At 40.4% G+C, this 26,521-nt stretch carries 25 protein-coding genes; 2 read left to right on the forward strand and 23 right to left on the reverse strand.

What is annotated here, in order from left to right; translation table 11 throughout:
* Window positions 1–9 precede the first annotated feature (9 nt).
* From PCY08_RS02565 to PCY08_RS02575, 3 genes are all read right to left on the reverse strand, one after another.
* Window positions 10–2,220: a ComEC/Rec2 family competence protein gene (locus tag PCY08_RS02565; RefSeq protein ID WP_301559318.1), complete on the reverse strand. Its 2,211-nt coding sequence runs from the start codon at window positions 2,218–2,220 to the stop codon at window positions 10–12.
* Window positions 2,204–2,845, reverse strand: coding sequence for a helix-hairpin-helix domain-containing protein (locus PCY08_RS02570; RefSeq protein ID WP_301559319.1), 642 nt, complete (start codon window positions 2,843–2,845; stop codon window positions 2,204–2,206). Before PCY08_RS02570 ends, PCY08_RS02565 begins: the two co-directional genes overlap by 17 nt.
* Before the next feature lie 66 nt (window positions 2,846–2,911).
* Entirely contained in the window at window positions 2,912–3,481 is a 570-nt protein-coding gene (locus PCY08_RS02575) for a GNAT family N-acetyltransferase (protein ID WP_301559320.1), read from the reverse strand.
* Between the two features lie 169 nt (window positions 3,482–3,650).
* Between PCY08_RS02575 and ald the strand changes: the two genes are divergently transcribed.
* Window positions 3,651–4,763, forward strand: a complete 1,113-nt coding sequence (gene ald / locus PCY08_RS02580; RefSeq protein WP_301559321.1) for an alanine dehydrogenase — start codon at window positions 3,651–3,653, stop codon at window positions 4,761–4,763.
* Window positions 4,764–4,821: 58 nt separating this feature from the next.
* On the opposite strand, the gene PCY08_RS02585 is transcribed toward ald, so the two are convergent.
* The 15 genes from PCY08_RS02585 to PCY08_RS02655 all read right to left on the reverse strand — a co-directional run bounded on the left by PCY08_RS02585 (window position 4,822) and on the right by PCY08_RS02655 (window position 19,046).
* A complete protein-coding gene (locus PCY08_RS02585) occupies window positions 4,822–5,808 on the reverse strand; it encodes a PhoH family protein (protein ID WP_301559387.1) in 987 nt (328 codons plus the stop codon).
* A 210-nt stretch (window positions 5,809–6,018) separates the two neighbouring features.
* Window positions 6,019–6,234: a YozE family protein gene (locus PCY08_RS02590; RefSeq protein WP_301559322.1), complete on the reverse strand. Its 216-nt coding sequence runs from the start codon at window positions 6,232–6,234 to the stop codon at window positions 6,019–6,021.
* A 7-nt stretch (window positions 6,235–6,241) separates the two neighbouring features.
* A complete protein-coding gene (gene cvfB / locus PCY08_RS02595; protein ID WP_301559323.1) occupies window positions 6,242–7,096 on the reverse strand; it encodes an RNA-binding virulence regulatory protein CvfB in 855 nt (284 codons plus the stop codon).
* Between the two features lie 60 nt (window positions 7,097–7,156).
* Entirely contained in the window at window positions 7,157–7,714 is a 558-nt protein-coding gene (gene frr, locus PCY08_RS02600) for a ribosome recycling factor (protein ID WP_001262232.1), read from the reverse strand.
* A 9-nt stretch (window positions 7,715–7,723) separates the two neighbouring features.
* Window positions 7,724–8,458 carry a UMP kinase gene (gene pyrH / locus PCY08_RS02605; RefSeq protein WP_000433488.1) on the reverse strand — a complete coding sequence of 245 codons (735 nt, stop codon included), beginning with the start codon at window positions 8,456–8,458 and terminating at the stop codon, window positions 7,724–7,726.
* Window positions 8,459–8,544: 86 nt separating this feature from the next.
* Entirely contained in the window at window positions 8,545–9,879 is a 1,335-nt protein-coding gene (gene trmFO, locus PCY08_RS02610; RefSeq protein WP_049549315.1) for a methylenetetrahydrofolate--tRNA-(uracil(54)-C(5))-methyltransferase (FADH(2)-oxidizing) TrmFO, read from the reverse strand.
* Between the two features lie 237 nt (window positions 9,880–10,116).
* The gene (gene rsmI / locus PCY08_RS02615) at window positions 10,117–10,995 is read right to left on the reverse strand and encodes a 16S rRNA (cytidine(1402)-2'-O)-methyltransferase (protein ID WP_301559324.1); all 879 of its coding nucleotides are present in this window, start codon (window positions 10,993–10,995) and stop codon (window positions 10,117–10,119) included.
* A gap of 2 nt (window positions 10,996–10,997) precedes the next feature.
* Window positions 10,998–11,315 (reverse strand): DNA replication initiation control protein YabA, encoded by a 318-nt coding sequence (gene yabA / locus PCY08_RS02620; RefSeq protein WP_001034369.1) that lies wholly within the window; start codon window positions 11,313–11,315, stop codon window positions 10,998–11,000.
* A 24-nt stretch (window positions 11,316–11,339) separates the two neighbouring features.
* Window positions 11,340–12,236, reverse strand: coding sequence for a DNA polymerase III subunit delta' (locus tag PCY08_RS02625; protein ID WP_301559325.1), 897 nt, complete (start codon window positions 12,234–12,236; stop codon window positions 11,340–11,342).
* Window positions 12,233–12,871: a dTMP kinase gene (tmk, locus tag PCY08_RS02630; RefSeq protein ID WP_301559326.1), complete on the reverse strand. Its 639-nt coding sequence runs from the start codon at window positions 12,869–12,871 to the stop codon at window positions 12,233–12,235. Before tmk ends, PCY08_RS02625 begins: the two co-directional genes overlap by 4 nt.
* Before the next feature lie 119 nt (window positions 12,872–12,990).
* Complete coding sequence (gene proC, locus PCY08_RS02635) at window positions 12,991–13,788, reverse strand: pyrroline-5-carboxylate reductase (protein WP_301559327.1); 798 nt, start codon at window positions 13,786–13,788, stop codon at window positions 12,991–12,993.
* Between the two features lie 3 nt (window positions 13,789–13,791).
* Complete coding sequence (locus PCY08_RS02640) at window positions 13,792–15,054, reverse strand: glutamate-5-semialdehyde dehydrogenase (protein WP_301559328.1); 1,263 nt, start codon at window positions 15,052–15,054, stop codon at window positions 13,792–13,794.
* Window positions 15,055–15,063: 9 nt separating this feature from the next.
* Complete coding sequence (gene proB / locus PCY08_RS02645) at window positions 15,064–16,173, reverse strand: glutamate 5-kinase (protein ID WP_301559329.1); 1,110 nt, start codon at window positions 16,171–16,173, stop codon at window positions 15,064–15,066.
* 157 nt (window positions 16,174–16,330) lie between these two features.
* On the reverse strand, window positions 16,331–17,527 hold the full coding sequence (tuf, locus tag PCY08_RS02650; protein ID WP_001040718.1) for an elongation factor Tu: 1,197 nt from the start codon (window positions 17,525–17,527) through the stop codon (window positions 16,331–16,333).
* 409 nt (window positions 17,528–17,936) lie between these two features.
* Complete coding sequence (locus tag PCY08_RS02655; RefSeq protein WP_301559330.1) at window positions 17,937–19,046, reverse strand: AI-2E family transporter; 1,110 nt, start codon at window positions 19,044–19,046, stop codon at window positions 17,937–17,939.
* A gap of 105 nt (window positions 19,047–19,151) precedes the next feature.
* Between PCY08_RS02655 and pbp3 the strand changes: the two genes are divergently transcribed.
* A complete protein-coding gene (gene pbp3, locus PCY08_RS02660; protein WP_301559331.1) occupies window positions 19,152–20,393 on the forward strand; it encodes a D-alanyl-D-alanine carboxypeptidase PBP3 in 1,242 nt (413 codons plus the stop codon).
* A gap of 36 nt (window positions 20,394–20,429) precedes the next feature.
* Here the strand turns inward: pbp3 and PCY08_RS02665 are convergent, their stop codons facing one another.
* The 5 genes from PCY08_RS02665 to sufD form a co-directional block, all read right to left on the reverse strand.
* Window positions 20,430–21,827 carry an APC family permease gene (locus PCY08_RS02665; protein WP_301559332.1) on the reverse strand — a complete coding sequence of 466 codons (1,398 nt, stop codon included), beginning with the start codon at window positions 21,825–21,827 and terminating at the stop codon, window positions 20,430–20,432.
* 282 nt (window positions 21,828–22,109) lie between these two features.
* On the reverse strand, window positions 22,110–23,522 hold the full coding sequence (sufB, locus tag PCY08_RS02670) for a Fe-S cluster assembly protein SufB (RefSeq protein ID WP_006151262.1): 1,413 nt from the start codon (window positions 23,520–23,522) through the stop codon (window positions 22,110–22,112).
* A gap of 56 nt (window positions 23,523–23,578) precedes the next feature.
* The gene (gene sufU, locus PCY08_RS02675) at window positions 23,579–24,019 is read right to left on the reverse strand and encodes a Fe-S cluster assembly sulfur transfer protein SufU (protein ID WP_045763724.1); all 441 of its coding nucleotides are present in this window, start codon (window positions 24,017–24,019) and stop codon (window positions 23,579–23,581) included.
* Entirely contained in the window at window positions 24,006–25,232 is a 1,227-nt protein-coding gene (locus PCY08_RS02680; RefSeq protein ID WP_301559333.1) for a cysteine desulfurase, read from the reverse strand. Before PCY08_RS02680 ends, sufU begins: the two co-directional genes overlap by 14 nt.
* A gap of 10 nt (window positions 25,233–25,242) precedes the next feature.
* Window positions 25,243–26,505, reverse strand: a complete 1,263-nt coding sequence (gene sufD / locus PCY08_RS02685) for a Fe-S cluster assembly protein SufD (RefSeq protein ID WP_301559334.1) — start codon at window positions 26,503–26,505, stop codon at window positions 25,243–25,245.
* Window positions 26,506–26,521 lie beyond the last annotated feature (16 nt).

Consider the following 26,521-nt stretch of genomic DNA (forward strand, 5'->3'; position numbering starts at 1 on the left):
CTCATGAGTTCAGCGAACTGTTTCTATTTGCCAAGAACGCCAACCTTTAAAACGAATAGCTCCCTTTTGGTCCGTTTGGTAAATCGAATTCTCAAGTTCTCGGTTACTTTCCCCATTTTTTTCTTTGAATTTTTTCTTCTTGTCTACCGAAATGACCGTGATTTTAGGGTGTACATTTTTGAAGATTTCGATATCTGTCTTTTTCTTCGATGCTTGCTGATGAGTTATCACTACATCTGCTTGAAGTTTTGGATAATGACTCGTTAAAAACTTCTCCTCTATATTTCCAGTAACTAGAAAGGTTTGGTTTAGTAACTTTCCATACAAGACCATTGAGTCCTTTTCATCGCTATTTTGGCTAGTGATTGCTTCCAAACTACTCCCAAAAATAAACAACTGCTGTCCTGTTTTGATAGCCCCTACCTTGACTTTGCTCTCCTTCAGCTTATCCATAAATTCTCTCTTAGATAAAGTTTCTTCAGTTACTAGAATCTCTCCAAGATCGAAGGCTTTACTGATTTCGAATACATGATCTAACTGCTTAGTATCACTAGTCGTCAGAACCAGCTGATCAATCTTTGCCACTCCTCGACTTTTCAGATAAGGAATTAAACTACGTTTGGCATTACTGGTAATAACTTTCTCCTGCCAGACTTCTTTCTTTTCAACTGCTAGCTTTTCACCAACATCCAGCAGTATGGTCTTTCCTGTCATGTCTCTTAGGAAAATGCTTCGTCCCTGTTCCATATCTAGGACTGTGATTTCATTTTCTAGTGGATGCTTGGTTACTAAAAAGAGTGAGATGGCAACTATGACAAGCATAGATATTTTTTTCAAATTCTTTCGATAGTCGTAGATGAGAGCTAAAGTAATCAAAAGAAGGATTAAATTCCAAAGACTCGGCTGACCAAAAACAAGGGGCCTCGTAGATAGCTGAGAAATATAGCGTATGATGTTTTCTAGCCATTCAAAGAGAAAGTTGAACTGGGTAATGGGATATATAAATGACAGACAGAAAAGAATCGATAAGAGTGGTAACAGAACCATATCAAATAAGAATGAAAAAGCAAAGGTCAAGAGAATGGACCACGGTTGAAATTCTGAAAAATAAAATGATAGAATTGGCAGAATTCCCAAGGAAATAATGCAACTCTCTCTAACCAGACCTTTTATCCCTGCTACTTCCTCACCAGTCATAGTCAAGATAAAGGCATAAGCACAGGAAAGAACTCCCCCAGCAGTTAAGAAAAAGTTCGGCATGATTAAAAATAGAATAAGAATCGTCAAAGCAAAATTATCCAGTGACTTAAAGCCATGCTGGGCCAATAACTTTTGTAGAAGACTACGAATAACTGAAGCTGAAAATCCTGTCAAGCCTGCATAAAACAAAGAAAAGGGATAAGCTAGCCATTTGAACTTCTCTTGTGTCAAGCCCAATCGCAAGAGTGACTTTTTAAAAGCATTCATGAAAAATCCGACCTGCATTCCAGACAAAGCAAAAAGATGAATAATCCCTAGGCTGGAATAAAGTTCATTCATTTCCTCAAAGTCTGTATCTAAATGTCCCAATAAAAGACCTGTCATATAATTGCGTATGGGATCGGGAAAATTCCTTTTTATCCAGACGACTGCTTTTCTCCTCAAGCTTGATAGATTTTCTCCGATATCCCAACTGGAAATTTGCTTTAATTCCACAATTTCGGATATAGTCAAGGTCTGATAAATTCCTTGTGTTTTGAGATAATTTCGATAATCGAAACCCGCAAAATTACTGGCTCTTTGAGGACTAGATAGCTTTCCTTTCATTACAATCTCATGTAGTTCAGACAACTGCTGAAAATTTTCCTTTTCAACTTCTGACTGGAGTTTATAATAGACCTGAAAGAGTCTGCCCTCAGCCTTGCCACGAAAAGATAAGCTATCACCATTTACTTTGATGGTATCTGGTAATATTCTCACTGTATCAACCGTGTCTACAAGATTCCAACTGGCTTCTTCTTGCTGCCATTTTTGAAAAATAAACCAACTCCCAAAAAGTCCACAAATCAAGAGGACCTTGGTCACAGTTTTCCATGGAAATTGGAAAAAGAGGCAAACCAGTAAAAAGACAAAGCCCAAAAGTGCTAAGACACTCGCTGAAAAGATAGCATAGTAGAGCCATAGCAAAAGAAAACTGAGATAGATTTTTGGAATTGGAAAGCGACTAATCCACTGTAACATAATCTTTTAACTTTTCTATCGTTTTTGCGCCAATACCAGAAACCTTTTTGAGCTCATCAACTGACTTAAACTTACCGTTGGTATCACGATGGTCGATAATATCTTGAGCACGTTTAGCACCTAATCCTTTGACTTGTTTAAGCTCCTCTAAACTGGCTTTATTGAGATTGACTTTCTTATTTTCCTTGCTGTTAGAAGCATTTGATTGTGTTGCTTGACTAGTATCTTCTCCCTTAGTTGGAACATAGACAAGTGATTCGTCACTAATTTTCTGAGCAAGATTGATAGACTTACTATCGGCATTATCTGTCAGTCCACCAGCTTTCTGGACAGCATCATTGATACGACTTCCAACTGGCAAATCGTAAATCCCTGGTGTTTTGACAGCCCCTTTGACATCGACAGTAATCAGATCTTGATCCATCACTTCTTCCTTCTGATTTTTATCATCCTTTTCATCCGTCGAATCCTTTGAAACAGCTGTAACTTCAGACTGCAAATTACTTTCCTTAGCAGGTGTTTGAGCGACTGGTTTTAGGAGTAAAAATCCCCCCAAGACCAAACCCAAACTAACACAGATAACAATGATTTTATATTCTTTGATTTTCTCAATAAGTTCTTCCATATTTTCTCCTCTCTTAGCTAATTCGTAAGAGAAAGAAAAAAACAGCTGAAAAATCTTTTCAACTGCTTACTTATTTGCAAAATAATCTTCCTTGGTTAAGACATAATGGACATCTGTTACGAATCTTCCAGGTTCATTTTTATCCATTCTAGCATAAGGTTCTTCGTGAGAAAAGCGCATGCCTGATTTCTCCATAACCTTTCCTGATGCAGGATTATCCTTATCATGAAAAGCCGTCAACTTATTCATTCCTATCTTTTCAAAAGCTAGTTCAATCACGGCTCGATTGGCTTCAGTTGTCAAACCTTGATTCCAATATTTTTGATTGATAATGTAACCAATGGCTGCCTTCTTAAGAACAGTATCCATCTTGTGCAGGTCAATAGTTCCGATAAACTCTCCAGTACTTTTTAGTTCAATTCCCCATCGGCCCAATGGATTAGCTAGATAAAATTGAGCAATGTTGTTCTTAGTTTCCTCTAGACTTTGATTGGTTGGAAAAGTAAATCGCGTATTTTCCTTGTCTGAAGCATATTCAAACATGGCTTCTGCATCATCAAGTGTTACAGGTCTAAGTACTAAGCGTTCTGTTTCGATAATTGGATACTTCGCTAGTTTGATAAATAGTGATTCCATGATTGCACCTCCCAAAATAGGTTGCTAAAAGAATAACATAAAAGAAATAGGTTTACAAGTTTTTCTTGCAATTTAAAGCGGTTTCATATACAATAAAGTCATCACAAAAACTCTGAAGAATGATGTGATACATAAATCGAAGCAGCTTAATAGAAAGTGAGTTATCTCTATGCTAATTGGAATTCCAAAGGAAATTAAAAATAATGAAAATCGTGTTGCTCTGACACCTGCTGGTGTACAAAGTCTAGTTGGTCGTGGCCACCGTGTCCTCATCGAAACGAATGCTGGACTTGGATCTGGTTTTACTGATGCTGACTATGAAAAGCAAGGAGCTGAAATTGTCGCAACTGCTGCTGAAGCCTGGGCTGCAGAATTAGTTGTTAAAGTCAAGGAACCGCTTGCTAGTGAATATCAATTCTTGCGTGAAGACTTACTTCTCTTCACCTACTTGCACATGGCGGCTGCTCCAGAATTGGCTGATGCTATGCTTGCAGCTAAAACAACGGGTGTTGCTTATGAGACAGTCCGTGATACTCAAGGACAACTTCCACTTCTCGTTCCAATGAGTGAGGTTGCAGGTCGTATGGCTGTCCAAATCGGAGCCCACTTCTTGACGAAACAAGCTGGTGGTTCAGGAGTTCTACTCGGTGGTGTTCCTGGTGTTCCTAAAGGAAAAGTAACCATCATCGGTGGTGGTGTGGTTGGTACTCACGCAGCTCGTATCGCTCTTGGTTTGGGAGCTCAAGTAACTATTCTTGATATCAGCGCCAAACGCCTAGCAGTCCTAGAAGACGTCTTTGGTCACCAAATCCAAACTCTGATGTCTAACCCATTTAATATCGAAGCAAGTGTTCGTGAAGCAGATGTTGTGATCGGTGCTGTCTTGATTCCTGGTGCCAAAGCACCAAAATTGGTAACAGATGACATGGTTCAACAAATGCGTCCTGGTTCTGTCATCGTTGACGTTGCTGTAGACCAAGGTGGCGTTATCGCTACAGCTGACCGTGTAACAACTCACGATGAACCTGTCTATGAAAAACACGGTGTTCTTCACTATGCCGTTGCTAATATTCCTGGAGCAGTTGCTCGTACATCTACGATTGCCCTTACAAATGTGACTCTTCCATATATCGAAGCCTTGGCAGGAAAAGGATTTAAGAAAGCTATCCTTGAAGACGCAGGCTTGCTTGAAGGTGTAACAACCTATCAAGGTATCCTCACTAGCCAACCAGTTGCAGAAGGCTTGGATCGTGACTTCACTTCAATCAGTGAACTTGTTTAAAATGATTTATAAATTTAAACTACAAAAATAAGAGCAGCTTTTCAACTGCTCTTTTTTACTATTCTGTTTCTTCTTCACTTTCTTCAGCTTTGACAGGTAGGGGTTCATAGGCTCTGATAATTTGAGCTACAACTGGGTGGCGAACCACATCCTTAGCTGAAAAATGAACAAAGTCAATCTGATGAATGTTCTTGAGTTTCTCTTGAGCGTCAATCAAACCGGATTTGACATTCCGTGGCAAGTCAATCTGACTGATATCTCCATTGACAATCATTTTAGAATTAAAGCCTAAACGAGTCAAGAACATCTTCATCTGCATGATGGTTGTATTTTGTGCTTCATCCAGGATAACAAAGGCATCATCCAAGGTACGCCCACGCATATAGGCTAGAGGAGCAATTTCAATAATTTCACGTTCCATGAGACGGGTTGTTTGATCCTTCCCAAGAATCTGGTACAAGGCATCGTAAACAGGACGAAGGTAAGGATCTACCTTTTCCTTCAAATCACCTGGAAGAAATCCTAGACTCTCGCCCGCTTCCACTGCAGGTCGAGTCAAGATAATACGCTTGACTTGTCCACGCTTGAGGGCTGTTACGGCCAAAGTCACTGCTAAGAAGGTCTTACCTGTTCCTGCCGGCCCAATCCCAAAGGTCACATCGTGTTGCTTGACACTATCCACATAAAGCTTTTGACCCAAGGTTTTAACACGGATAGGCTTACCTGTATTATCCTTGATAATCTCTTCTTCATAGAGGGCGACAAACTTATCGATTTCATTATTCTTAACCATGGTAATGGCTGTCACCACATCCGGAGTTCCAACAGTCATTCCACGATTAACCAAAACCATTAAGGCTTGAATAACTTGGCGGGCTTCCTCACAAGCTGACTCCTCTCCCAAAACTTGTACAATCTCTGTACGAGCATGGATGATGACACCTAACTCATCCTCCATCAATCGAAGGTGGCGCTCATTGGATCCAAAAAGATGAAATAGGTCATCTGGATGACTTAGTTGAATATCTATTGAATGTTCCTTCAAACAAAGAACCTCTCTAATTCTCTTATTTCGTTTTATCATTTTTGTTTTCTTTTAAGTATGAAATAACTTCCAAAAATCCTATCACTCTGACAATTCGTAATGGTAAACGATACTTGCCAAAATAAGGAAAATCCTCATAAAAGATAACTGAATGACTATATTATAGCAAAGAGGCTGAGAAATTACTATCCCAAACCTCATCTAGTAGCCTTAATGTTCTAAATATTCCTGCCAGATACGATCGAACTCTCCCATATTAAAGGAAAAGCTAGCATGTTCCTCTAAAAAACGACTCACTTGATCGAAATCATCTGTATGTTTCGGAAAGGCGGACTCCTCAAAAGCCAGATCCGCTAAAATTGCTTTGGGACTATTGCTTTTAGGGTTGCGCTCGGTCATGAGCCAAGTATAAAATGATTTTCTCATAAGCCTCCTAAAGCAACTCTGTGCCGAACTGATCTTGCTTGATTTTGCCAGCCTTCATCAAACCACCGAGTGCCTTTTTAAATTGACCTTTTGAAATACCGAAAGTAGCCTTGATATCTTCTGGTGATGACTTATCATTCAAAGTCATGAAGCCACCATTGCTTTCCAAATAAGTCAAGATCATCTGCGCATCATTTTTCAACATCTCAAAAGAGCGTGGTTTTAAAGAGAGATTAAGCGTTTGGTCAACCTCACGGAAACCAATGACACGCGCATCTAGCACTTGCCCCAAACGTGGTTCTGCATAGCGCTCACTTGGATGGATAAATCCAAGCATGTTGTTCTCTGGTAGATAGACAAAAGTTCCTGATAATTTGAGACGGTAAACAATGGCAGGCCAATTTTGATTCTGCATGTTATTGTAGGCAGGACGTGCCAATCGTTGGAAATCTTCCTGATAAGCTAAGATTCCCCAGATACGGTCCTTCTTATCCACTTCTAGACGAATATAAAGTCGATCACCTTTCTTTGGCCAGAGTTCTTTAAGTTCAGGGAGAATATCTAGTGACACAACGATTTCCTTGTCTGGTAATCCTGTATCAACAAAAACCCCAAGGTCCTTACGAACCTCTGTTACAGTTCCCCAACCAAATTGTTCCTGAGTTGCAGTCACTTCTGTAGTAGTGAGGCGCAATTTTTGCTTCATATCTGTGTAAGCAAAACCTTTGACCGTATCACCAACTGTATGCTGACCTTCTTCTTTAGCTAGGGCATATGTTTGACCATCCTTTTGAACAAAGTAAAAACGGTCATTTTCATCGATGATGAGTCCAACGATAAAACTTGCAAGATTTGTATTCATATTTCCTTCTTTCGAATAAAACTCAGCCAGCAATGCCAACTGAGTTTTTCTGTTTATTTCTTAGACTTCCAAGATTTCTTTTTCTTTGTTGGCAGTCATTTCGTCGATGTGTTTAACAGCATCGTCTGTTGCTTTTTGAATATCTTTTTCAAGAGTCTTCAATTCGTCTTCAGTGATTTCTTTTGCTTTTTCTTGTTTCTTAGCCTCGTCCATAGCATCACGACGGATATTACGGATAGCAACTTTAGCATTTTCACCGACTTTTTTCACTTCTTTAGCAAGGTCGCGACGAGTTTCTTCTGTAAGAGCTGGGATTACCAAGCGAATAACAGAACCATCGTTAGCTGGTGTAATACCTAGGTCTGAAGCATTCAAAGCACGTTCGATATCTTTCAAAGATGATTTGTCAAATGGTGTTACCAACAAGACACGCGCTTCTGGGATTGTGATAGAAGCAATTTGGTTAAGTGGTGTTTCAACACCATAGTACTCAACGTGGATGCGGTCAAGCAAGCTAGCATTAGCACGGCCAGCACGAATACTTCCAAACTCACGAGCAAGTGAGTGGTGAGATTGGGTCATTCTCTCTTTTGCTTTTTCTACGATTGCGTTTGCCATAATGATTTCTTATTCCTTTTCTTCGATATTATTTGAAACTGTAGTTCCGATATTTTCACCAAATACAACACGTTTAATATTTCCTGGTTGGTTCATGTTGAAAACAACCAAGTCAATATCATTGTCCATTGAAAGTGTTGAAGCTGTTGAGTCCATGATACGGAGACCTTTATTGATCACGTCACGGTGAGTCAACTCTTCAAATTTAACAGCTGTCTTATCCTTTTTAGGATCAGCATTGTAGACACCATCAACCCCATTCTTAGCCATCAAGATAGCGTCCGCTTCAATCTCAGCTGCACGAAGGGCTGCTGTTGTATCTGTTGAGAAGTATGGTGAACCAATTCCCGCACCAAAGATAACTATGCGTCCTTTTTCAAGATGACGAAGGGCACGACCACGAACGTAAGGTTCTGCTACTTGTTGCATGGCAATGGCTGTTTGAACACGTGTATCCACACCAACTTGTTGCAATGAATCTGCCATCACAAGAGCATTCATAACGGTTCCAAGCATTCCTGTATAGTCTGCTTGTACACGATCCATTCCAGCTTCTGCAGCAGGTTCTCCACGCCAGAGATTTCCTCCACCAATAACGAGGGCAATCTCAATACCTAAGTTATGTACTTCTTGAATTTCTTGAGCCATTGCTTGAACTGTTTTGATATCAATTCCGACACCACGTTCGCCAGCAAGGGCCTCACCTGATAACTTAATCAAAATACGTTTATATTTGGGTTCCACCTGACTTCGCTCCTTTATTTTATTCAAACTATTTTATCACATTTTTTGAGAATTTTATAGTCTCATGAGTTATTCTTTTGAAAATTTTAAACGGATAAAAAGTTTTCCAAATCAGCCAAGGCACGCTCTGCAATTTTTTCATAACGAGCCTTCTTATCACGAATGCGGTCGCCTTCCAATTCCTTGATAATTCCGAAATTGACGTTCATGGGTTGGAAGTGTTTACTATCAGCATGGGTGATGTAATGAGCTAGACTTCCAATTGCTGTTGTCTCTGGGAAAATAGCCTCGCTTTCGCCCTTGAAAAGACGCGCTGCGTTAATACCAGCTACTAGACCTGATGCAGCAGATTCAACATAGCCTTCCACACCCGTCATCTGACCAGCAAAGAATAGATTTGGCTGTTTCTTAGAACGATAGGTCTGCTCAAGAAGATTTGGTGAATCCATATAAGAATTACGGTGCATAACACCATAGCGAACAAATTCAGCATTTTCAAGTCCTGGAATCATTTGGAAGACACGCTTCTGCTCTCCCCATTTAAGGTGAGTTTGGAAACCAACGATATTGTAAAGACTACCTGCCGCATTATCCTGACGAAGTTGAACGACTGCATAAGGTGTTTTAAAGTCACCATCACGTGGTCCTTTGTAATCATCTGGATACTCTAGGCCAACTGGTTTCATTGGTCCATAAAGCATGGTTTTGATGCCTCGTTTAGCCATAACTTCGATTGGCATACATCCTTCGAAGTATTTTTCTTTTTCGAAAGAATTTAACGGAGCCTCTTCTGCATTGACCAAGGCTTCATGGAAATCCATAAACTCTTGCTTGGTCATCGGAGCATTGAGATAGGCTGCTTCTCCCTTATCATAACGAGATTTGAGATAAACCTTGTTCATATCAATGGTATTAACATCCACAATAGGCGCAGCAGCATCGTAGAAATAAAAACCGTCACCGCCATTAAGAGCGTGAATTTTCTCAGCAAGGGCATCACTAGTCAAGGGACCAGTCGCAACAACTGTAATAGCATCTGTTGGCAATTCTGTGATTTCGTCACGTACCACTTCAATCAAGGGATGGTTGGCAATCTTTTCAGTAACCATTTGAGAGAAACCATCACGGTCAACCGCGAGAGCACCACCAGCAGGAACACGTGTTGCTTCTGCTGATTCCAAGATAAGAGAACCTAGGCGACGCATTTCTTCTTTGAGGAGGCCGACAGCATTTGTAAGAGCATCTCCACGCAAGGAATTAGAACACACTAATTCTGCAAAATTGTCAGTTTTATGCTGAGGTGTTGACTTGACACCACGCATTTCATAAAGTTTAACTGGAATACCACGCTCTGCGATTTGGTAGGCTGCTTCAGAACCTGCCAAGCCCGCACCGATAACATTGATATAAGATTGAGACACGACACTAATACCTCTTTGGGAGTGTGAATTTCCTGAATCGGGTTAAAAAAGTTCAACGAACTTGCTTCGCTTTCGAATTTTTTAGCTCAGGCTGAAAAAGTCCACAGGACTTACTTCGCTTTCGAGTTTTCAGGCTCAGGCTGAAAAAGTCCCCCGGACTTTTTCACTCCCACAAATCTTTCTATTTTTTTCTTCTTCTAGTATAACAAAAAAAGGGAAGAAGGCAAACTTCCCTGTTTAGTCATTGGATTGATTGTCTTCCCATTCGTGATAAGCTGCGTAGAGCTGGCTTTTGTTCCACTGATAAATCTTCGCAACTTCCTTAATGGCTTGATTTTTCTTAATGCCTTGCTGGATACGTTCTTGGATTTCTGAGAACAAATCCTCTTCATCCTTATCCTCTACTTCTTGACTAGCACCCTCTACAATGAGAAGACACTCGCCCTTAAGTGGTGTTTCAGAAATACTTTCTAGTAACTCTGTAATCTTACCTCGTTGGTATTCTTCATAAATCTTGGTCAATTCGCGAACCAGAACTACTGGACGGTCACCATAAACTTCTAGCATATTCTCCAGTGTATCTGCTACACGGTGGGGCGATTCATAGAAAATCTGAGTTTCTGGATAAGCTTTTTTTGCTTCGAAAAATTGCTTTTGCTGACCTGACTTTCGTGGTAGAAAACCATAAAAGATGTGGGGTTGTGGTGCCAAGCCACTGGCAATCAAGGCAGAAATCCCTGCACTAGCTCCTGGAACTGTGACAACTGCGATATCTTCTTCAATGGCAGCCTTAACCAAATCATGCCCCGGGTCAGAAATACTAGGCATCCCTGCATCAGATACTTGGGCAAGATTTTGACCTTGTTTCAACAAACCAATCAAATCAGGAATTTTTTCCTTGGCGTTATGTTCGTGAAAACTAATTTGCTTGGTTGAGATCTCAAAATGCTTGAGCAAAAGTCCAGTATTACGAGTATCTTCTGCCGCGATCCAGTCGACCTCTTTCAAGGTCTGAATGGCGCGAAAAGTCATATCATCTAGATTACCGATTGGCGTTGCGACTAGATAAAGCTTGCCATAGGGAGATTGTCCCTTAAAACTCTTTTGAATCTGCATACTTACTCCCTAAACAACAACTCATCACAAAACATACATTCTGCATCTTGCTCTCGACGTTGACCATAAAAGTCACGGCAAACATGAAAACCATCCTCATAAATGCGACGGACATTTTCCCTTACATGTTTCGTTTTGGCTGGAGCTGTCTCTTCCACTTCTCCTAATCGTTCTCTCAGTTTATCATTTTCTAAACGAAGAGCTGTATTTTCCTCTACTAGACTCTTGAGATTTTTCTTGATAGCTTCGACGTCTGCCAAGGTTACCAACAATTGCTGTGAAAAGTCATCTAAAGCATCAAATAATTCTTTTTTATTCATTACAGCCCTTTCTATAATCTATCTTTACTTTAAATTTTTTTGTAAAACCAGGTATTCCAAAGCGTTTTGAAAGCTAACATTGGCCCGCCACATTTTACGAGTTTGGACGAGATTTTGCAAAATATTCCGAGCTGAAACACTGAGAATCTCTTGACCAGCTAGTACCTCTAAAATCCTGAGCACGTAATCTTGCTTTTCTTTATCATCAGCCAGACTCGTTAGTTTCGCAACCTGCAAATAGGATTCTTTTTTATGGGCCAAAAGCCAAGAAAAGAGGCGTTCACTTTCATCTACTAGTGTCCAAAATCCTACTTGATGCACTAGCTTATCAGCCTCCGCCTGAGATTGACTAAACTGAGCCAATAGCTTAGCTTTATTTTTTACTAAACCAGCCTCTTCAAGCTGTGACATTAAAGTAGAGACTTGTTTCTTAAATTGGAAAATCTGTGTCCGACTTCGAATCGTTGGTAACATCTGTTCCTCATCATCGGTCAAAAAGAAAATATAAATCTCACTTTGTGGCTCTTCAATAACCTTCAAGAGTGAATTTGCAGCATTCACATGCATTTTTTCCGCTTGCTCGATAATAAAGACCTGACGTTGATTTTCAATACCAGACTGGGAAAATTGACCAACTAATTCTCGAATACGTTCCGTCTTAATGACTTGATTCAGAGGTTTAATGATGGTCACATCAGGAAACTCTTCCTGCTCAATCAATTTACAATTCCGACATTTTTCACAAGGAAAAATACCAGTTTTCTCACTACAAAAGAGACTTTTAGACAAGAAAAGGGCCATCTCTAAACTTCCAAAATTACCTGAAAAGAGATAGGCGTGATTGAGTTGCCCTTGCTCCAAGATATGAACAAAACGTTCAAATTGTAGAGGTTGACAAGCTCTTAATTGCTCTTGTTTCATCTCCTTAATCCCATCCTGTCAAAAAGTAGTTGCTGCGTATTTTCAATCACTTGATCAAGAGGTAGACTAGCATCAATTTTTACAATGCGGTCTGTTTCCTTTTCCAAAAGAGATAGATAACCCTGACGAACTTTTCGGTGTAGATCCAGACCTTCCATGTCCAAACGATTGACTTCCCGATTACTGTTGGCAGCAATACGTGCCAGTCCCTCTTCGACCTCAATATCAAAATAAAGAGTCAAATCAGGTTTCAGTCCATCTGTTGCAAACTGATTAAGCCAATCAATGGCATCGATATCTAAACCACGCCCAAAGCCCTGATAAGCAACAGAACTATCGATAAAGCGATCCATGATAACCAGTTTTCCAGCTGCAAGTGCTGGTAAGACCTTTTCCACCAAGTGTTGTCGACGACTAGCAATATAGAGGAGAAGCTCAGTCTTAGGATCCATTTCAGTATGACTAGGATCTAGGATAACTTCGCGAATTTTTTCTCCAATTAAGACCCCACCTGGTTCGCGCGTTGTTAAAACTTCTACTCCCCTATTCTCTAATACAGGGATTAGGGCTTCAAGAACGCTTGTTTTTCCTGCTCCCTCTGGTCCCTCAAGAGAGACTAAAAATCCTTTTGACATGTCTGACTCATTTCTATTTTTCTCTCTTCTATTCTATCAAAAAAATGGGGATTTGTGAAAAGCTTTTTTCATTTCCTTCTTTGTAAGAAAAAAAGAGTGTGAGTTTTAACGCTCACCTCTTATTTGCCTAATTCTTGAGTTTTTTTGTAGGCTTGGTTGACAGCATCCATAACGGTTCCTCTAAAAGCATGTTCTTCTAGACTTGCTACACCAGCAATGGTTGAACCACCTGGACTGCAAACTTGGTCTTTCAAGACTCCAGGATGTTGCTGACTTTCTAGGACCATTTGACCTGCACCAACTACTGTTTTAGCCGCCATTTTCAATGCCGTTTCTCTTGGCAATCCTGTTTGAACTCCTGCATCTGCCAAAGCTTCGATAAATAGATAGACAAAGGCTGGTCCACAGCCTGCAAGCCCTGTCGCAGCATCTATTAAAGCATCGCTTAATTCAACTAACTGGCCAGCCTTGGCTAACAGTTGACAAAATAGTTCATTGTCTTCTGGATGACAATTTGCAGACAAGGCATAACTAATCACTCCTTGCCCAATAGCAACAGGTGTATTGGGCATCATACGAATAATTCTGTGTTGATTTGGAAGAAGACTAGCCAGTTTTTCTAAGGTCAAACCAGCTGCCATGGAAATCAAAAGAAGACTTTCTCGTTTCTCAAGGATTGATTGATATTGAGTAAGCAGTTCAGAGAATTGAGCTGGTTTAACTCCTAGAAAAATCACATCTGCTTCTGCAAAGATTTCGTCATTGCTAGAAGCCAGACCACCATAATTGGCAATAAAAGCATCCACCTTTGCTTGACTACGATTAGCAAGGAGAATCTGATGACTCGTTTTTGCCTGCAAGACAGCCTTAGCCAAACTGGAACCCATATTCCCCAAGCCTATAAATCCAATCTTCATCTCTTACTCCCTTATCTGTCCATCACCAGTAACCACATATTTGTAGCTAGTCAATTCCTTCAAGCCCATTGGACCACGCGCATGTAATTTCTGAGTAGAAATCCCCATTTCACAACCAAGACCAAATTGTCCACCATCTGTGAAACGAGTCGAAGCATTGACATAAACCGCTGCCGAGTCCACTTGACCTGTAAAGTAAGCTATAGCATCAGCATTTTCAGTCACAATCGCATCCGAATGATGGGTGCTGTGGGCTTCGATATGCTCTACAGCTTCCTCAAGACTAGAAACTACTTTAACAGCTAAGACATAGTCTAAAAACTCAGTGTCAAAGTCTTGAGCCACTGCTGCTTGTCCAGAAATATATTGACTAGCTTTCTCATCTAGACGCAATTGAATCGATTCCAGTCCAGCTTCTTTTCGATCGGCAACCAGAACTTGCTCCAAGCGAGGAAGGAAGCTTGCCGCCTTGTCTTGATGAACAAGCAGCACTTCCATGGCATTACAGACTGAAGGACGACTAGTTTTAGCGTTATTGATAATAGACAGTGCCTTGTCTTCATTCGCATCTTTGTCAACGTAGACATGAACAATCCCTGTACCTGTTTCGATAACTGGCACAATAGCATTCTCAACGACAGCATTGATCAAACCGACACCTCCGCGAGGAATGAGAAGATCTAGATAACCCTTAGCCTTCATCATGGCATAACTACTTTCACGACTGGTATCTTCTACTAATTGAATGACGTCTGGATGAATGGTGGTAGTCTCCAAACCCTTCTTCAAGGCTGTAACAATAGCATGAGCTGTTTGGTAGGCATCCTTACCGCTACGAAGAACAACCGCATTTCCACTCTTGAGAGCAAGGGCAGCTGCATCAGAAGTCACATTAGGACGACTTTCATAGATAATGCCAATAACACCCATAGCCACACGCTTCTTAGTAATGACCAAACCATTTTCAAGCTGACTTCTTTCTAGGACTTCACCGATTGGATCTGGTAAAGCAACCACATCACGAATGCCTGTTGCCATCGCTTGGATACGACTTGCATCCAAATAAAGACGATCGAGCATAACATCTGATATTTTACCCTTTGCTGCTTCCATATCAAGGACATTAGCCGCTAAAATCTCCTCAGTAGCTGTCAATAAGTGATCGGCCATAGCTAGCAAGGCTTGGTTTTTTACTGTTTCACTAGCTGTGTTAATCGACTTTTTAACAGCCTGTACCTGTTCAAATTGTTCTTGTGTACTTACCATAGTTTACCTCTAAAATTCTGTAAAGAGTAGTTGGATTTCAGGAGTGATAGAAATCCAGTCATCACGATGAATCAGGACTCCCTTGGCTTTTTGAGAACGAAGGACATCTTTGAGCCCCGATGCACCTAGTTGCACTCTACCTTTTCCGAGTGATTTTCCAGTTTCCTTATCAAATACCGTTACAATATCACCATAAGAAAAATTGCTCTCAACATCTACAACCCCTGATAAAAGGAGACTCTTTCCATGTTGAGAGAGGGCTTCTGCCGCCCCTTTATCAACCCAAATTGCTCCCTGACTTTTGGCATAAAAGGCTAGCCATTGTTTCTGGGTACGAAGTCCCTTTTCTTGTGCAACAAAGAAAGAACCATCCTTGGTCTTCTCTGCCGCCTCCATCATAGCATCAGCTTTCAAGGATGAACAGATATAAACCGGCACTCCTGACTCTGTCGCAATGGTCGCTGCCTTTATCTTAGTCAGCATGCCCCCAGTTCCATTTGATGATCCTGCCCCACCAGCCATATCGATAATTTCTCGATTGATGGTCTCAATTCTCTCTAACCGCTTCGCACTTGAATCCGAGTTAGGATTACCAGTATAAAGACCGTCTACATCTGTTAAGAGGACCAAAAGATCTGCCTGCACCATTGCTGCAACCTGGGCACTAAGTGTATCATTATCTCCGACCTTGAGCTCATCAATAACGACACTGTCATTTTCATTGATAATAGGAATCGCGCCACGATTGAGAAGGACAGATAAAGCTTGATGGGCATTTTTATAACGTCGCTTATCGACAAAATCATCCTGAGTTAGCAAGATTTGCGCTGAAACAATCTGTCTTAAGAGCAAATTTGTTGTATATTCTTCCAGAAGCAATCCTTGACCAACCGCCGCTGAAGCTTGCTTATCCGCAATCTTGGTCGGTCGTTTTTTAAATCCTAAGGCTCCAAAACCTGCTGCAACAGCCCCAGAAGACACCAAAATCAGCTCATGACCTGCTTCATGCAGCATTGCAAGCTGTTGTGTGATAGCTTTTACTTTACTGCGAGATAAACTTCCATCTTTATGTGTCAGCGATGAAGTTCCCACTTTAAATACGATACGCTTGTACTTCATATTTTTCTCCAAATTTAATATTTAACCATTTTACCATGATTTTATGAAATTGTAAAAAAGGAACTCTCTCACTTTTGATCGCAAAAAAAGAACCTTGCATAGCAAGATTCTTTTAGTGTCTGACTTAAATAATTGTTCTTCTGGGAACTAAATCGAATTAAGCTTCGATTTCTGTAACCATACCTGAACCAACAGTACGTCCACCCTCACGGATAGAGAATGTAGTACCTTGTTCTACGGCGATTGGGTGGATCAACTCAACGTCGATTGTCACGTTATCACCTGGCATTACCATTTCAGTACCTGCTGGAAGTTCGATTGAACCTGTAACGTCAGTAGTACGGAAGTAGAATTGTGGACGGTAGTTGTTGAAGAATGGAGTGTGACGTCCACCTTCTTCTTTAGTAAGGATGTAAACTTCACCTTTGAATTTAGTGTGTGGGTTGATTGAACCTGGTTTAGCGATAACTTGTCCACGTTCGATTTCGTCACGTTGAACACCACGAAGAAGGACACCTACGTTATCTCCTGCAAGACCTTCGTCAAGTTGTTTACGGAACATTTCAACACCAGTAACAACTGCTTTTTTAGTTTCTTCTTTGATACCAACGATTTCGATTTCGTCGTTGACACGAACAGTACCACGGTCGATACGTCCTGAAGCAACTGTACCACGTCCAGTGATTGAGAATACGTCTTCGACTGGAAGAAGCAATGGTTTGTCAGTGTCACGTTCTGGTTCTGGAATGTACTCATCAACAGTGTTCATCAATTCCATGATGATGTCTTCGTATTTAGAGTCACCTTCAAGAGCTTTAAGAGCTGAACCTTGGATAACTGGAAGATCGTCACCTGGGAAGTCGTATTCTGAAAGAAGGTCACGGATTTCCATTTCAACCAATTCAAGCAATTCTTCGTCGTCAACCAAGTCGATCTTGTTCATGAAGACAATAAGGTGTTTAACACCAACCTGACGTGAAAGAAGGATGTGCTCACGAGTTTGTGGCATTGGTCCGTCAGTTGAAGCTACTACAAGGATAGCTCCGTCCATTTGAGCGGCACCAGTGATCATGTTTTTAACGTAGTCCGCGTGTCCTGGAGCGTCGATGTGAGCGTAGTGACGTTTTTCAGTTTCGTACTCAACGTGCGCAGTGTTGATTGTGATACCGCGTTCGCGTTCTTCTGGAGCAGCATCGATAGACGCATAGTCTTTAGGTTGGTTAACTGCTGAAGGCAAGCGACGTGCCAAAACAGTTGTGATAGCTGCAGTTAGGGTAGTTTTACCGTGGTCAACGTGTCCGATAGTACCAATGTTAACGTGTGGTTTACTACGATCGTATTTTTCTTTTGCCATTTGAGTAAAAGCCTCCAATAAAATATATTTTATAGATAGACAGTAGGCAATACAGTCTAACTTTCCTTACTATTTTATCAAATTTCAGCTAAATTGCAAGTGTTTTACAAAGTTTTTGTGAATTATTCTTATTCTTGCTCAACTTCCTCTATCAATTTATTTAAAATAGCTATAAATAGGCTTATTTTAGCAAAAGGCGATAGATCATCAATCGATAACCCAAGTCTGAATTTCCTATTTTCAGCCCCGAAAGACTTCAATCATTCAGTTGTTTGTAAAAATTATGTATAAAAAATTAAAGTTTCATCATATGAGATTAGAGAGTTTAAAACCATTAAAAAGTTCAATCAACTACAGCGCCAAAGATACTATGATCAAAAAAAGGTCGGGATTTTTTATCCCGACATCTTTATTCTGATTGATGCTTTTCAACTTCTTGCGCTTCCTTATGATTTTCATACAGTCGCGCTAAGAATTTAGCAATCTCTTTTAAAATGGAATAGGTTGGAACAGCAACAATCATCCCAATCACACCATAAATATTACTTGATAATAAAAGCAAGACTAAAATAGTAATCGGGTGAACCTTCATAACTCCACCCACGATACGTGGATATAAAATATTTCCATCAACTTGCTGAATAATCAACATATAAATGACAGCAATAATCATTTTATGAGGATCGGTGAAGAGATTTGAGATGATCATTGGAATCAAGCCAATGCTTGGTCCTACATACGGAATCAAATTAGCCAATCCAGAAAAAATGGCGAAGACCAAGGCGTATCTTAGACCAATCACACTATAACCAATAAAAGCTAAACATCCAATAATAACTGCATCTATAGACACTCCACTAATGTAACGAGAAATAGTTGTATTTAGGTTTGTCAATAAACCAGATATGTTCAATTTATCTCGTTTTAATACAGTTCTTTCTAACATCGGTAAAAATTTATGCCCATCAAGTAATAAGTAAATCAAGAAAACTGGTGTCATGATGATAATCAATACAGTGCTTACGAGTGCAGATAGAACACTTCCAACACTATTTGTCACACTGTTCAAAATATTTTGCAAAATATCAACATAGGAGAGGTTCAGTTGCTGAATAGTTTGTTGGATATCTAGATTTTGCAGGGCTGGATGTTTTGATAACTCAATGACTAAATCTTGAAGACGACCGTAAATGTTTTGACTCGAGTAAATTAAGCTACTTAACTGATTAATCAAAATCGGCAGCAGATAAACAAAACTAAGTACGAGTGCACAAACTAAGGCACAAAGAGTTAACAAAATCCCAATGATTCGATTGATTTTGCATTCCTTCTCTAAAAAGATAACAATTGGGTTGGTTAGATAATACAAAAATCCTCCCAATAAAAAAGGAATCATGATTGTATTTGCAACACTGACAAAGGGTGTAATAATAGCACCCATTTCTTTCCATAGATAGAAAATTAAGGTTATTAGTAGAATTTCAGTTGTCCAGAAGAATAGTTTGTTTCTCCGAAACATAGGCCACCTCCTCTTTTCCCTATTTTACCATATTTCAAAAAAGATTGATAACTTTCATCACAAAAACAAGAATATCTTTTGTCTTTGTGATAGAATAAAGTTACTATGAAGAAATTATTTTTAACCTTATTAACCCTCTTTTCATTCGCTTCAGCAACAACTGTTGCTGCCCAAGATTTTGATGTAGCAGCAAAACATGCCATTGCTGTTGAAGCTAATAGCGGTAAGATTTTATACGAAAAGGATGCTACTCAACCTGTTGAAATTGCTTCTATTAGCAAATTGCTTACCGTATATCTCGTTTACGAAGCCTTGGAACAGGGGAAAATCTCTCTTTCCACTCCTGTAGAAATTTCTGATTACCCCTACCAGTTGACAACTAATTCTGCGGCTAGTAATGTGCCCATGGAAGCTAGAAATTACACTGTTGAAGAGTTATTAGAAGCTACTTTAGTATCTAGTGCGAACAGTGCTGCTATCGCTTTAGCTGAAAAAATTGCCGGTTCTGAGAAGGACTTTGTAGATATGATGAAGGCCAAACTACAAGAATGGGGAATTCAAGATGCTACACTCGTCAATACAACAGGGCTCAATAATGAAACTCTTGGAAATAATATCTATCCAGGATCTAAAAAAGATGATGAAAACAAATTGAGCGCTTATGATGTTGCTATCGTAGCTCGTAATCTCATCCTCAAGTATCCTCAAGTCTTAGAAATCACAAAGAAACCTTCTTCTACTTTTGCAGGGATGACAATTCATTCTACCAACTATATGTTGGAAGGAATGCCTGCCTACCGTGGTGGTGTTGATGGACTTAAGACTGGTACGACTGATAAGGCTGGAGCATCCTTTGTAGGTACTACAGTCGAAAAAGGAATGCGCATCATTACTGTTGTTTTAAACGCTAACAACCAAGATACCAATCCATATGCACGCTTTACAGCTACTTCTTCTCTTTTAGATTACATCTCATCAAACTTTACTCTTCAGACAATCGTCAAACAAGGAGAAAGTTATGAAGATAGTAAAAGTCCTGTCTTAGATGGTAAAGATGATAGTGTTACAGCGGTCGCAAAAGAAGATATCAAGATCGTACAACGTCTGGGCAGTCGAGCTCAATCAACTATTACTTACACAGCGGACACGACTGAACACACTGCTCCACTAGATGCAGGAACTGTCGTTGGACATTTGACTTATGAAGACAAGGATCTAGTTGGTCAAGGATACATTACAACTGACAAACCTAGTTTTGAGATGGTCGCAGAAAAAAATGTCGAAAAAGCCTTCTTCTTAAAAGTTTGGTGGAATCGCTTCGTTCGTTTTGTTAACGAGAAGTTATAAAAAATCGAAAAATCGCGAAATTCGCGATTTTTTTCTTTATTCATTTTTAGCTACAGTCGAATGGTTATATCCATAAACAAAGTAAATAATAACTCCTATTAATAAAGCTAGTCCAAATGCCATCCATGTTTCAAGGGTATATTGAAGCATAAATGAAAGGCAGATTAGAATAGACAAGATTGGTAAAAAAGGTACCAGGGGAGTTTTAAATTCTCCCTCTTTGGGCATACCCTTATCTTTTCTCAGTTTGATAATGCCGTAGGCTAGGAGAATAAGATAGGCTAAGGTGCAGATATTGAGAAAGGCTGCGATACTTGCCAGTGGGAAAATTCCCGCTGCAATCGCTGAAACAACACCTGTTAAAATGGTCGCATTCTTAGGGACACGACTGATCTTAGTCACTTGTTTGAAACTCTGAGGCATGAGCCCATCACGTGCCAAACTATAAATCATTCGAGACAAGGCGTAAGTCATGGAAATACATACCGTAATCAAAGTAAAAATTGCAACGAGTGAAACATAATTAGCTGCCCAACCAATACCGATACTTCTCAGAGCAAAAGCCACTGCATCATCAACATTGAGCTTGCTATAGTGAATGATACCTGTCAATATCAAGGTAACCAAGGCATACAGAATGGTTACAATGGTTAAGGATAAAACAATCCCACGTGGGATATTCTTTTGTGGACTTTGAATTTCATCAACTGCCATAGAAATGGATTCAAAACCTAAGAATCCAAAAAACATTAGTGAAGCACCTGCCATAATTCCAGTGCTTCCACCATAAATTTGACCAAAACCAAATGGTGCAAAATCTGACCAATTTTCAGGTTTAATGTACCAAATTCCAACTAGGATAAATAAGGCAAGGGCAGAAAATTTTAAAACAACAAGAATAGAATTAAAACGAAGAGCTGCTTTCGAATTTAAAAGTACAACGCCTGTAACAAGTAGAATTACTAAAATTGGTAAAAGATCAATGTAAGTACCATGTTCAGGATTAAAAGTTCCATTCAAGGCTTGTGGCAAGGAAATTCCATAATGGCTAAGCAAACCCTTAAAATAGGCCGCCCAACCTGAAGCGACACCAGAAACAGCTGTCATAAATTCCATGATAGTCAGCCAACCTGCAATCCAGGCTGGAAATTCTCCTAAAATTGCATATAAATAACTATATGCTCCACCCGTTGCAGGAACACGAGAAGCAAATTCTGCAAAAAATAGTGCAGATAAGGACACGCAGATAGCAGAAATTACAATCGATACCACAAGGGCAGGTCCTGCTAATGTTGCTGCAGCAGTTCCTGTAATCGTAAAAATACCTGTTCCCACCATAGCACCAATGCCCAAGAGAATTAAGTCCCATAGTTTTAAATGGCGATGCATTTCTGTTTTACCTAGACTAACGTCTTTGGTTCTAAAAATATTCATCATTCATCTCCCAATTTATAAGATTGTATTATTTTATCATATATAAGGATTTTTGTGAATATTTATTAGCATCTTTCATCAAAAAAACTGAGAGTGGGACAGAAATCGGTAATTCGTTAGAATACGATTTCGTCGTCCCACCTCCGCACAGTTGAGTAGGGCTGTAAAAGCTGATGAAATCAGCGTAGTAGAGCCCACTCAACCACTGCGTCTTGCTCAACAATCCAAAGACAATTGAGAGGCTAGGACTTTTGTCCCAGCCTCAGTTTCTGTTCATAAAGTTTATCCGACTGATCCTTCCATCTCATAGCTAATCAAGCGGTTGAGCTCAACTGCGTATTCCATTGGAAGTTCTTTGGTGAAGGGCTCGACAAATCCCATGACAATCATTTCAGTTGCTTCAGATTCTGACAGACCACGACTCATGAGATAATAGAGTTGTTCTTCTGAAATCTTAGATACTTTGGCTTCGTGTTCCAAAGCTACTTGTGAGTTGTGGATTTCATTAAACGGAATGGTATCTGATGCTGACAAGTCATCCATGATAATAGTGTCACACTCGATGTGAGAGACAGATTTCTTAGAGTTCTTGTTGAAGGTCACTTGTCCACGGTAGTCAACCTTTCCTCCGCCTTTAGCGATGGATTTAGACACAATGGACGAGCTTGTATGTGGAGCATTGTGGATCATCTTAGCACCAGTGTCTTGGTGTTGTCCAGCATTGGCAAAGGCAATCGAAAGCATGGTCCCACGCGCCCCTTCTCCATCCAGGTAAACAGATGGGTATTTCATGGTTGTTTTGGCACCTAAGTTTCCATCAATCCACTCAACAGTCGCATCTTTCAAGGCTTTTGCACGTTTGGTTACCAAGTTATAGACGTTATCAGACCAGTTTTGGATGGTTGTATAACGCATGTAAGCTCCATCCAAAGCAAAGATTTCTACAATGGCAGCATGCAAACTGTTACTTGAATAAGTTGGCGCAGTACATCCTTCTACATAGTGGACACTTGCTCCCTCATCAACGATAATCAAGGTACGTTCAAACTGACCAGTATTTTCGTTGTTGATACGGAAGTAAGTTTGAAGTGGAATATCTACCTTGACACCTTTTGGTACGTAAATAAAGGTTCCACCTGACCATACTGCTGAGTTGAGGGCTGCCAACTTGTTATCAGTCGGTGGCACCAACTTAGCAAAGTATTGTTTAAACAAGTCTGGGTACTCTTTGAGGGCAGAATCTGTATCAGTAAAGATAATACCTAACTTCTCAAATTCTTCCTTCATGTTGTGGTAAACCACTTCTGACTCATACTGGGCAGAAGCTCCAGCAAGATAAGCACGCTCAGCTTCAGGAATCCCAATACGTTCAAAGGTTTCTTTGATTTTTTCAGGAACTTCATCCCAAGAACGGGCTGGTTTATCAGATGGTTTTTGGTAGTAAATCAAGTCATCAAAATCAATCTCTGACAAGTCTGCTCCCCAGGTTTGCATTGGCATTTTTTTGAAGGTTTCATAAGATTTCAAACGGAATTCTAACATCCACTCAGGCTCTCCCTTAGCAGCTGATAGTTCACGAATGACATCTTCATTCAATCCTTTTCCTGTCGATAGGACAGGCTCTACATCGTCATGGAAACCAAATTTATATTCACCAAGGTCAATTGGTTTTGGTTCTACTCTTTCTTCAGCCATAATATCCTTTCTTTCATTCTTTATTTCTATGATTTATAAGACAAAGAAAGCTTGTCTTATTTATTATCTTGATTTTCAATTGTTTTCTTAAGGGCGTTCCAAGCTAGGGTTGCGCATTTGATTCGTTGAGGAAATTTGGCAACTCCTGACAAGAAAGCTGCATCTCCAAGTTGATCTTGACGCTCATCATTTTGACCTTGCACCATTTCAGAAAAGATGGTTGCAAGCTCTAGGATTTCTTGCTTGGTCTTTCCTAAGACTGCATCTGTCATCATACTAGCAGAGGCAGTTGAAATGGTACAACCAGAGTTTAGAAAAGCGATATCTTCCAAACGATCATCTGCATCAAACTTAACAGAGAGATTAATCACATCACCACAAGTTGGATTGTTAAGACTGATTTGTTCAGCATCTTCTAGCTTCCCTTGGTGATGGGGATTTTTCGAATGGTCCGCTACCACTGCCATATAAAGACTATCTAGTTTAGAAAGTGCCATTGAAAAACTCCTTTGTCTTTTGTAAAGCATCGACTAACTTGTCGCAATCTGCCTTGGTATTGTAAATATAAAAACTTGCACGAGCTGTTGCTGGAACATCCATATATTGAAGCAAAGGTTGAGCGCAATGGTGACCGGCACGAACTGCGACTCCTTCATAATCCAGAGCAGTCGCAAGGTCATGAGGATGAAGATCACCAAGATTAAAGGCAATGACACCTGAACGTTGAGCCAAGTCCTGCGAACCATAAATGGTCAATCCTTCAATTTCCTGCAATTTTGGAAAGACATATGCAATCAGTTCTTGTTCATGGGCTTCAATGGCATCCATGCCAATGTTTTCAAGATAATCCACGGCTGCTGCAAGTCCAATAGCACCTGCCATATTGGGAGTTCCTGCCTCGAATTTCCAAGGTAACTCCTTCCAGCTAGCAGATTGCTCATAGACGAAATCAATCATCTCGCCACCAAATTCAACTGGTGACATTTGCTCCAGATATTTTTCTTTACCGTAAAGAACACCAATACCAGTCGGACCAGCCATCTTGTGACCTGAAAAGGCAAATAAGTCCACATCCAAGTCCTGCACATCAATCTTAATATGAGGTGTAGACTGAGCACCATCCACCACCATGATGGCTCCAACTTCGTGAGCCATTTGTGTGATTTCTTTGATAGGATTAACCACTCCAAGAACGTTTGATGCGTGAGCTAGGGAGACAAATTTCACCTTGTCCGTCAATTTAGCCCGCAGGTCATCCATATCCAGAGCTCCGTCCTTGAGATAGACATAAACAAGCTCAGCTCCGGTATTTCGACAAGCTTCCTGCCAAGGAATGATGTTGGAATGGTGTTCCATGACAGAAATCAAAACTTGATCCCCCTCAGTCAAGAATTCCTCAGCGAAACGTGCCACCCAGTTCAGACTGGTTGTCGTTCCTCTAGTAAAGAGGACTTCCTTTGTCGAACCTGCATTGATGAACTTACGAATGGTTTCACGAGCAGCCTCATAGGAAGCTGTCGCACGCTCCGCCAAGGTATGAACCCCACGATGAACATTGGCATTGTCCTGCTCATAATAGCGGTTAATCGTTTCCAGAACTGCTAGTGGTTTTTGTGTCGTCGCAGCATTATCCAGATAGACCAGAGGTTCATCGTTAACATTCTGGTCTAAAATTGGAAAATCCTTGCGAATCGCTTCTACATCTAACATAGGCTTCCCCTTAGCGTTTTGACAATTTTTCTTCGATCGTTGCAATCATCTCATCGCGAACTTCTTTGACTGGAATCTCAACGATAACAGATCCAAGGAAACCACGAACAACTAAGCGCTCTGCAGTTGCCTTGTCCAAGCCACGGCTCATGAGGTAGTACATATCTTCTGGATCCACTTGACCGATAGAGGCTGCGTGACCTGCAGTAACATCATTTTCATCAATCAAGAGAATTGGGTTGGCATCTGAACGCGCTTGGTCAGAAAGCATGAGAACACGGCTCTCTTGTTGGGCATCTGCTCCCTTGGCACCCTTGATGATGTGACCGATACCATTGAAGGTCAAAGTTGCTTTTTCAAGGATAACCCCATGTTGAAGAATATTACCAATAGAGTTGCAACCATAGTTAGTCACTCGTGTATCAATCCCTTGTACCTGACGACCACTTGATAGGGCAACGACCTTAAGATCTGCATGGCTACCATTACCAATCAAGTCACTATCAAAGTCTGCAACGACGTTTCCTTCATTCATGACACCGATAGCCCAGTCAATACTTGCATCGTTGCCCAATTTACCACGGCGGCTAATATAGGCAGTGACGTTCTCACCTAGACGGTCAATGGCTGCAAACTTCACTTGCGCGCCAGAACGAACAATCACTTCTACTGTGATATTAGCAGTTGCTTTGGCACTACCTCCACCACGAGACTCTAATCGTTCGAGGTAGCTAATTTTACTATTCTTACCAGCGATAATGAGGATATGTTTGTTAAATGGCACATCGCTATCGCTATCTTGATAGAAAATTCCTTCGATTGGTTCAGCAATCTCAACATTATCAGGAATGTAGAGAACCGCACCACTGTTAAAGTAGGCTGTATGGTAGGCTGCCAACTTATCATCATCGTATTTCACTGATGACATGAAAAATTCTTCTACGAGTTCTGGAATTTCTTCTAAAGCTGAGTGAAAGTCTGTGAAGACAACACCTTGTTCAGCCAACTCAACTGGAGTTTGTTCAAAAACAGTTTGCGTTCCTACTTGCACCAACTTCAAGTGATTATCTAAAGCTGTGAAATCTGGAACATTTGCTGATGGCTCACTTTCTGTAATCGTTCCATCACCTAGATTCCAACGGTGAAATTTCACACGCTCAATGACTGGCAATTCCAAACTCTCAATCTTATCAAAAGCTTTTTGACGGAGGTCTGACAACCAGCTTGGTTCAGCGTGCATTTCTGAAAAAAGTTTAATAGTTTCTTTAGTCATTTACTTCTCCTAAAAG

Source organism: Streptococcus sp. SO4, assembly GCF_030440055.1.
Classification (GTDB): Bacteria; Bacillota; Bacilli; order Lactobacillales; family Streptococcaceae; genus Streptococcus; species Streptococcus nidrosiense.

What these genes read in the sequence shown, in the direction of transcription:
- PCY08_RS02590 (WP_301559322.1), bottom strand. Translation starts at nt 6,234, where the DNA reads ATGAGAAAATCATTTTATACTTGGCTCATGACCGAGCGCAACCCTAAA.
- proC (WP_301559327.1), bottom strand. Translation starts at nt 13,788, where the DNA reads ATGAAGATTGGATTTATAGGCTTGGGGAATATGGGTTCCAGTTTGGCT.
- ald (WP_301559321.1), top strand. Translation starts at nt 3,651, where the DNA reads ATGCTAATTGGAATTCCAAAGGAAATTAAAAATAATGAAAATCGTGTT.
- rsmI (WP_301559324.1), bottom strand. Translation starts at nt 10,995, where the DNA reads ATGCAGATTCAAAAGAGTTTTAAGGGACAATCTCCCTATGGCAAGCTT.
- tmk (WP_301559326.1), bottom strand. Translation starts at nt 12,871, where the DNA reads ATGTCAAAAGGATTTTTAGTCTCTCTTGAGGGACCAGAGGGAGCAGGA.
- sufD (WP_301559334.1), bottom strand. Translation starts at nt 26,505, where the DNA reads ATGACTAAAGAAACTATTAAACTTTTTTCAGAAATGCACGCTGAACCA.
- PCY08_RS02680 (WP_301559333.1), bottom strand. Translation starts at nt 25,232, where the DNA reads ATGTTAGATGTAGAAGCGATTCGCAAGGATTTTCCAATTTTAGACCAG.
- frr (WP_001262232.1), bottom strand. Translation starts at nt 7,714, where the DNA reads ATGGCAAACGCAATCGTAGAAAAAGCAAAAGAGAGAATGACCCAATCT.
- PCY08_RS02570 (WP_301559319.1), bottom strand. Translation starts at nt 2,845, where the DNA reads ATGGAAGAACTTATTGAGAAAATCAAAGAATATAAAATCATTGTTATC.
- PCY08_RS02625 (WP_301559325.1), bottom strand. Translation starts at nt 12,236, where the DNA reads ATGAAACAAGAGCAATTAAGAGCTTGTCAACCTCTACAATTTGAACGT.
- yabA (WP_001034369.1), bottom strand. Translation starts at nt 11,315, where the DNA reads ATGAATAAAAAAGAATTATTTGATGCTTTAGATGACTTTTCACAGCAA.
- PCY08_RS02565 (WP_301559318.1), bottom strand. Translation starts at nt 2,220, where the DNA reads ATGTTACAGTGGATTAGTCGCTTTCCAATTCCAAAAATCTATCTCAGT.
- PCY08_RS02655 (WP_301559330.1), bottom strand. Translation starts at nt 19,046, where the DNA reads ATGTTTCGGAGAAACAAACTATTCTTCTGGACAACTGAAATTCTACTA.
- PCY08_RS02665 (WP_301559332.1), bottom strand. Translation starts at nt 21,827, where the DNA reads ATGAATATTTTTAGAACCAAAGACGTTAGTCTAGGTAAAACAGAAATG.
- sufB (WP_006151262.1), bottom strand. Translation starts at nt 23,522, where the DNA reads ATGGCTGAAGAAAGAGTAGAACCAAAACCAATTGACCTTGGTGAATAT.
- sufU (WP_045763724.1), bottom strand. Translation starts at nt 24,019, where the DNA reads ATGGCACTTTCTAAACTAGATAGTCTTTATATGGCAGTGGTAGCGGAC.
- pbp3 (WP_301559331.1), top strand. Translation starts at nt 19,152, where the DNA reads ATGAAGAAATTATTTTTAACCTTATTAACCCTCTTTTCATTCGCTTCA.
- cvfB (WP_301559323.1), bottom strand. Translation starts at nt 7,096, where the DNA reads ATGAATACAAATCTTGCAAGTTTTATCGTTGGACTCATCATCGATGAA.
- tuf (WP_001040718.1), bottom strand. Translation starts at nt 17,527, where the DNA reads ATGGCAAAAGAAAAATACGATCGTAGTAAACCACACGTTAACATTGGT.
- PCY08_RS02575 (WP_301559320.1), bottom strand. Translation starts at nt 3,481, where the DNA reads ATGGAATCACTATTTATCAAACTAGCGAAGTATCCAATTATCGAAACA.
- proB (WP_301559329.1), bottom strand. Translation starts at nt 16,173, where the DNA reads ATGAAGTACAAGCGTATCGTATTTAAAGTGGGAACTTCATCGCTGACA.
- PCY08_RS02640 (WP_301559328.1), bottom strand. Translation starts at nt 15,054, where the DNA reads ATGGTAAGTACACAAGAACAATTTGAACAGGTACAGGCTGTTAAAAAG.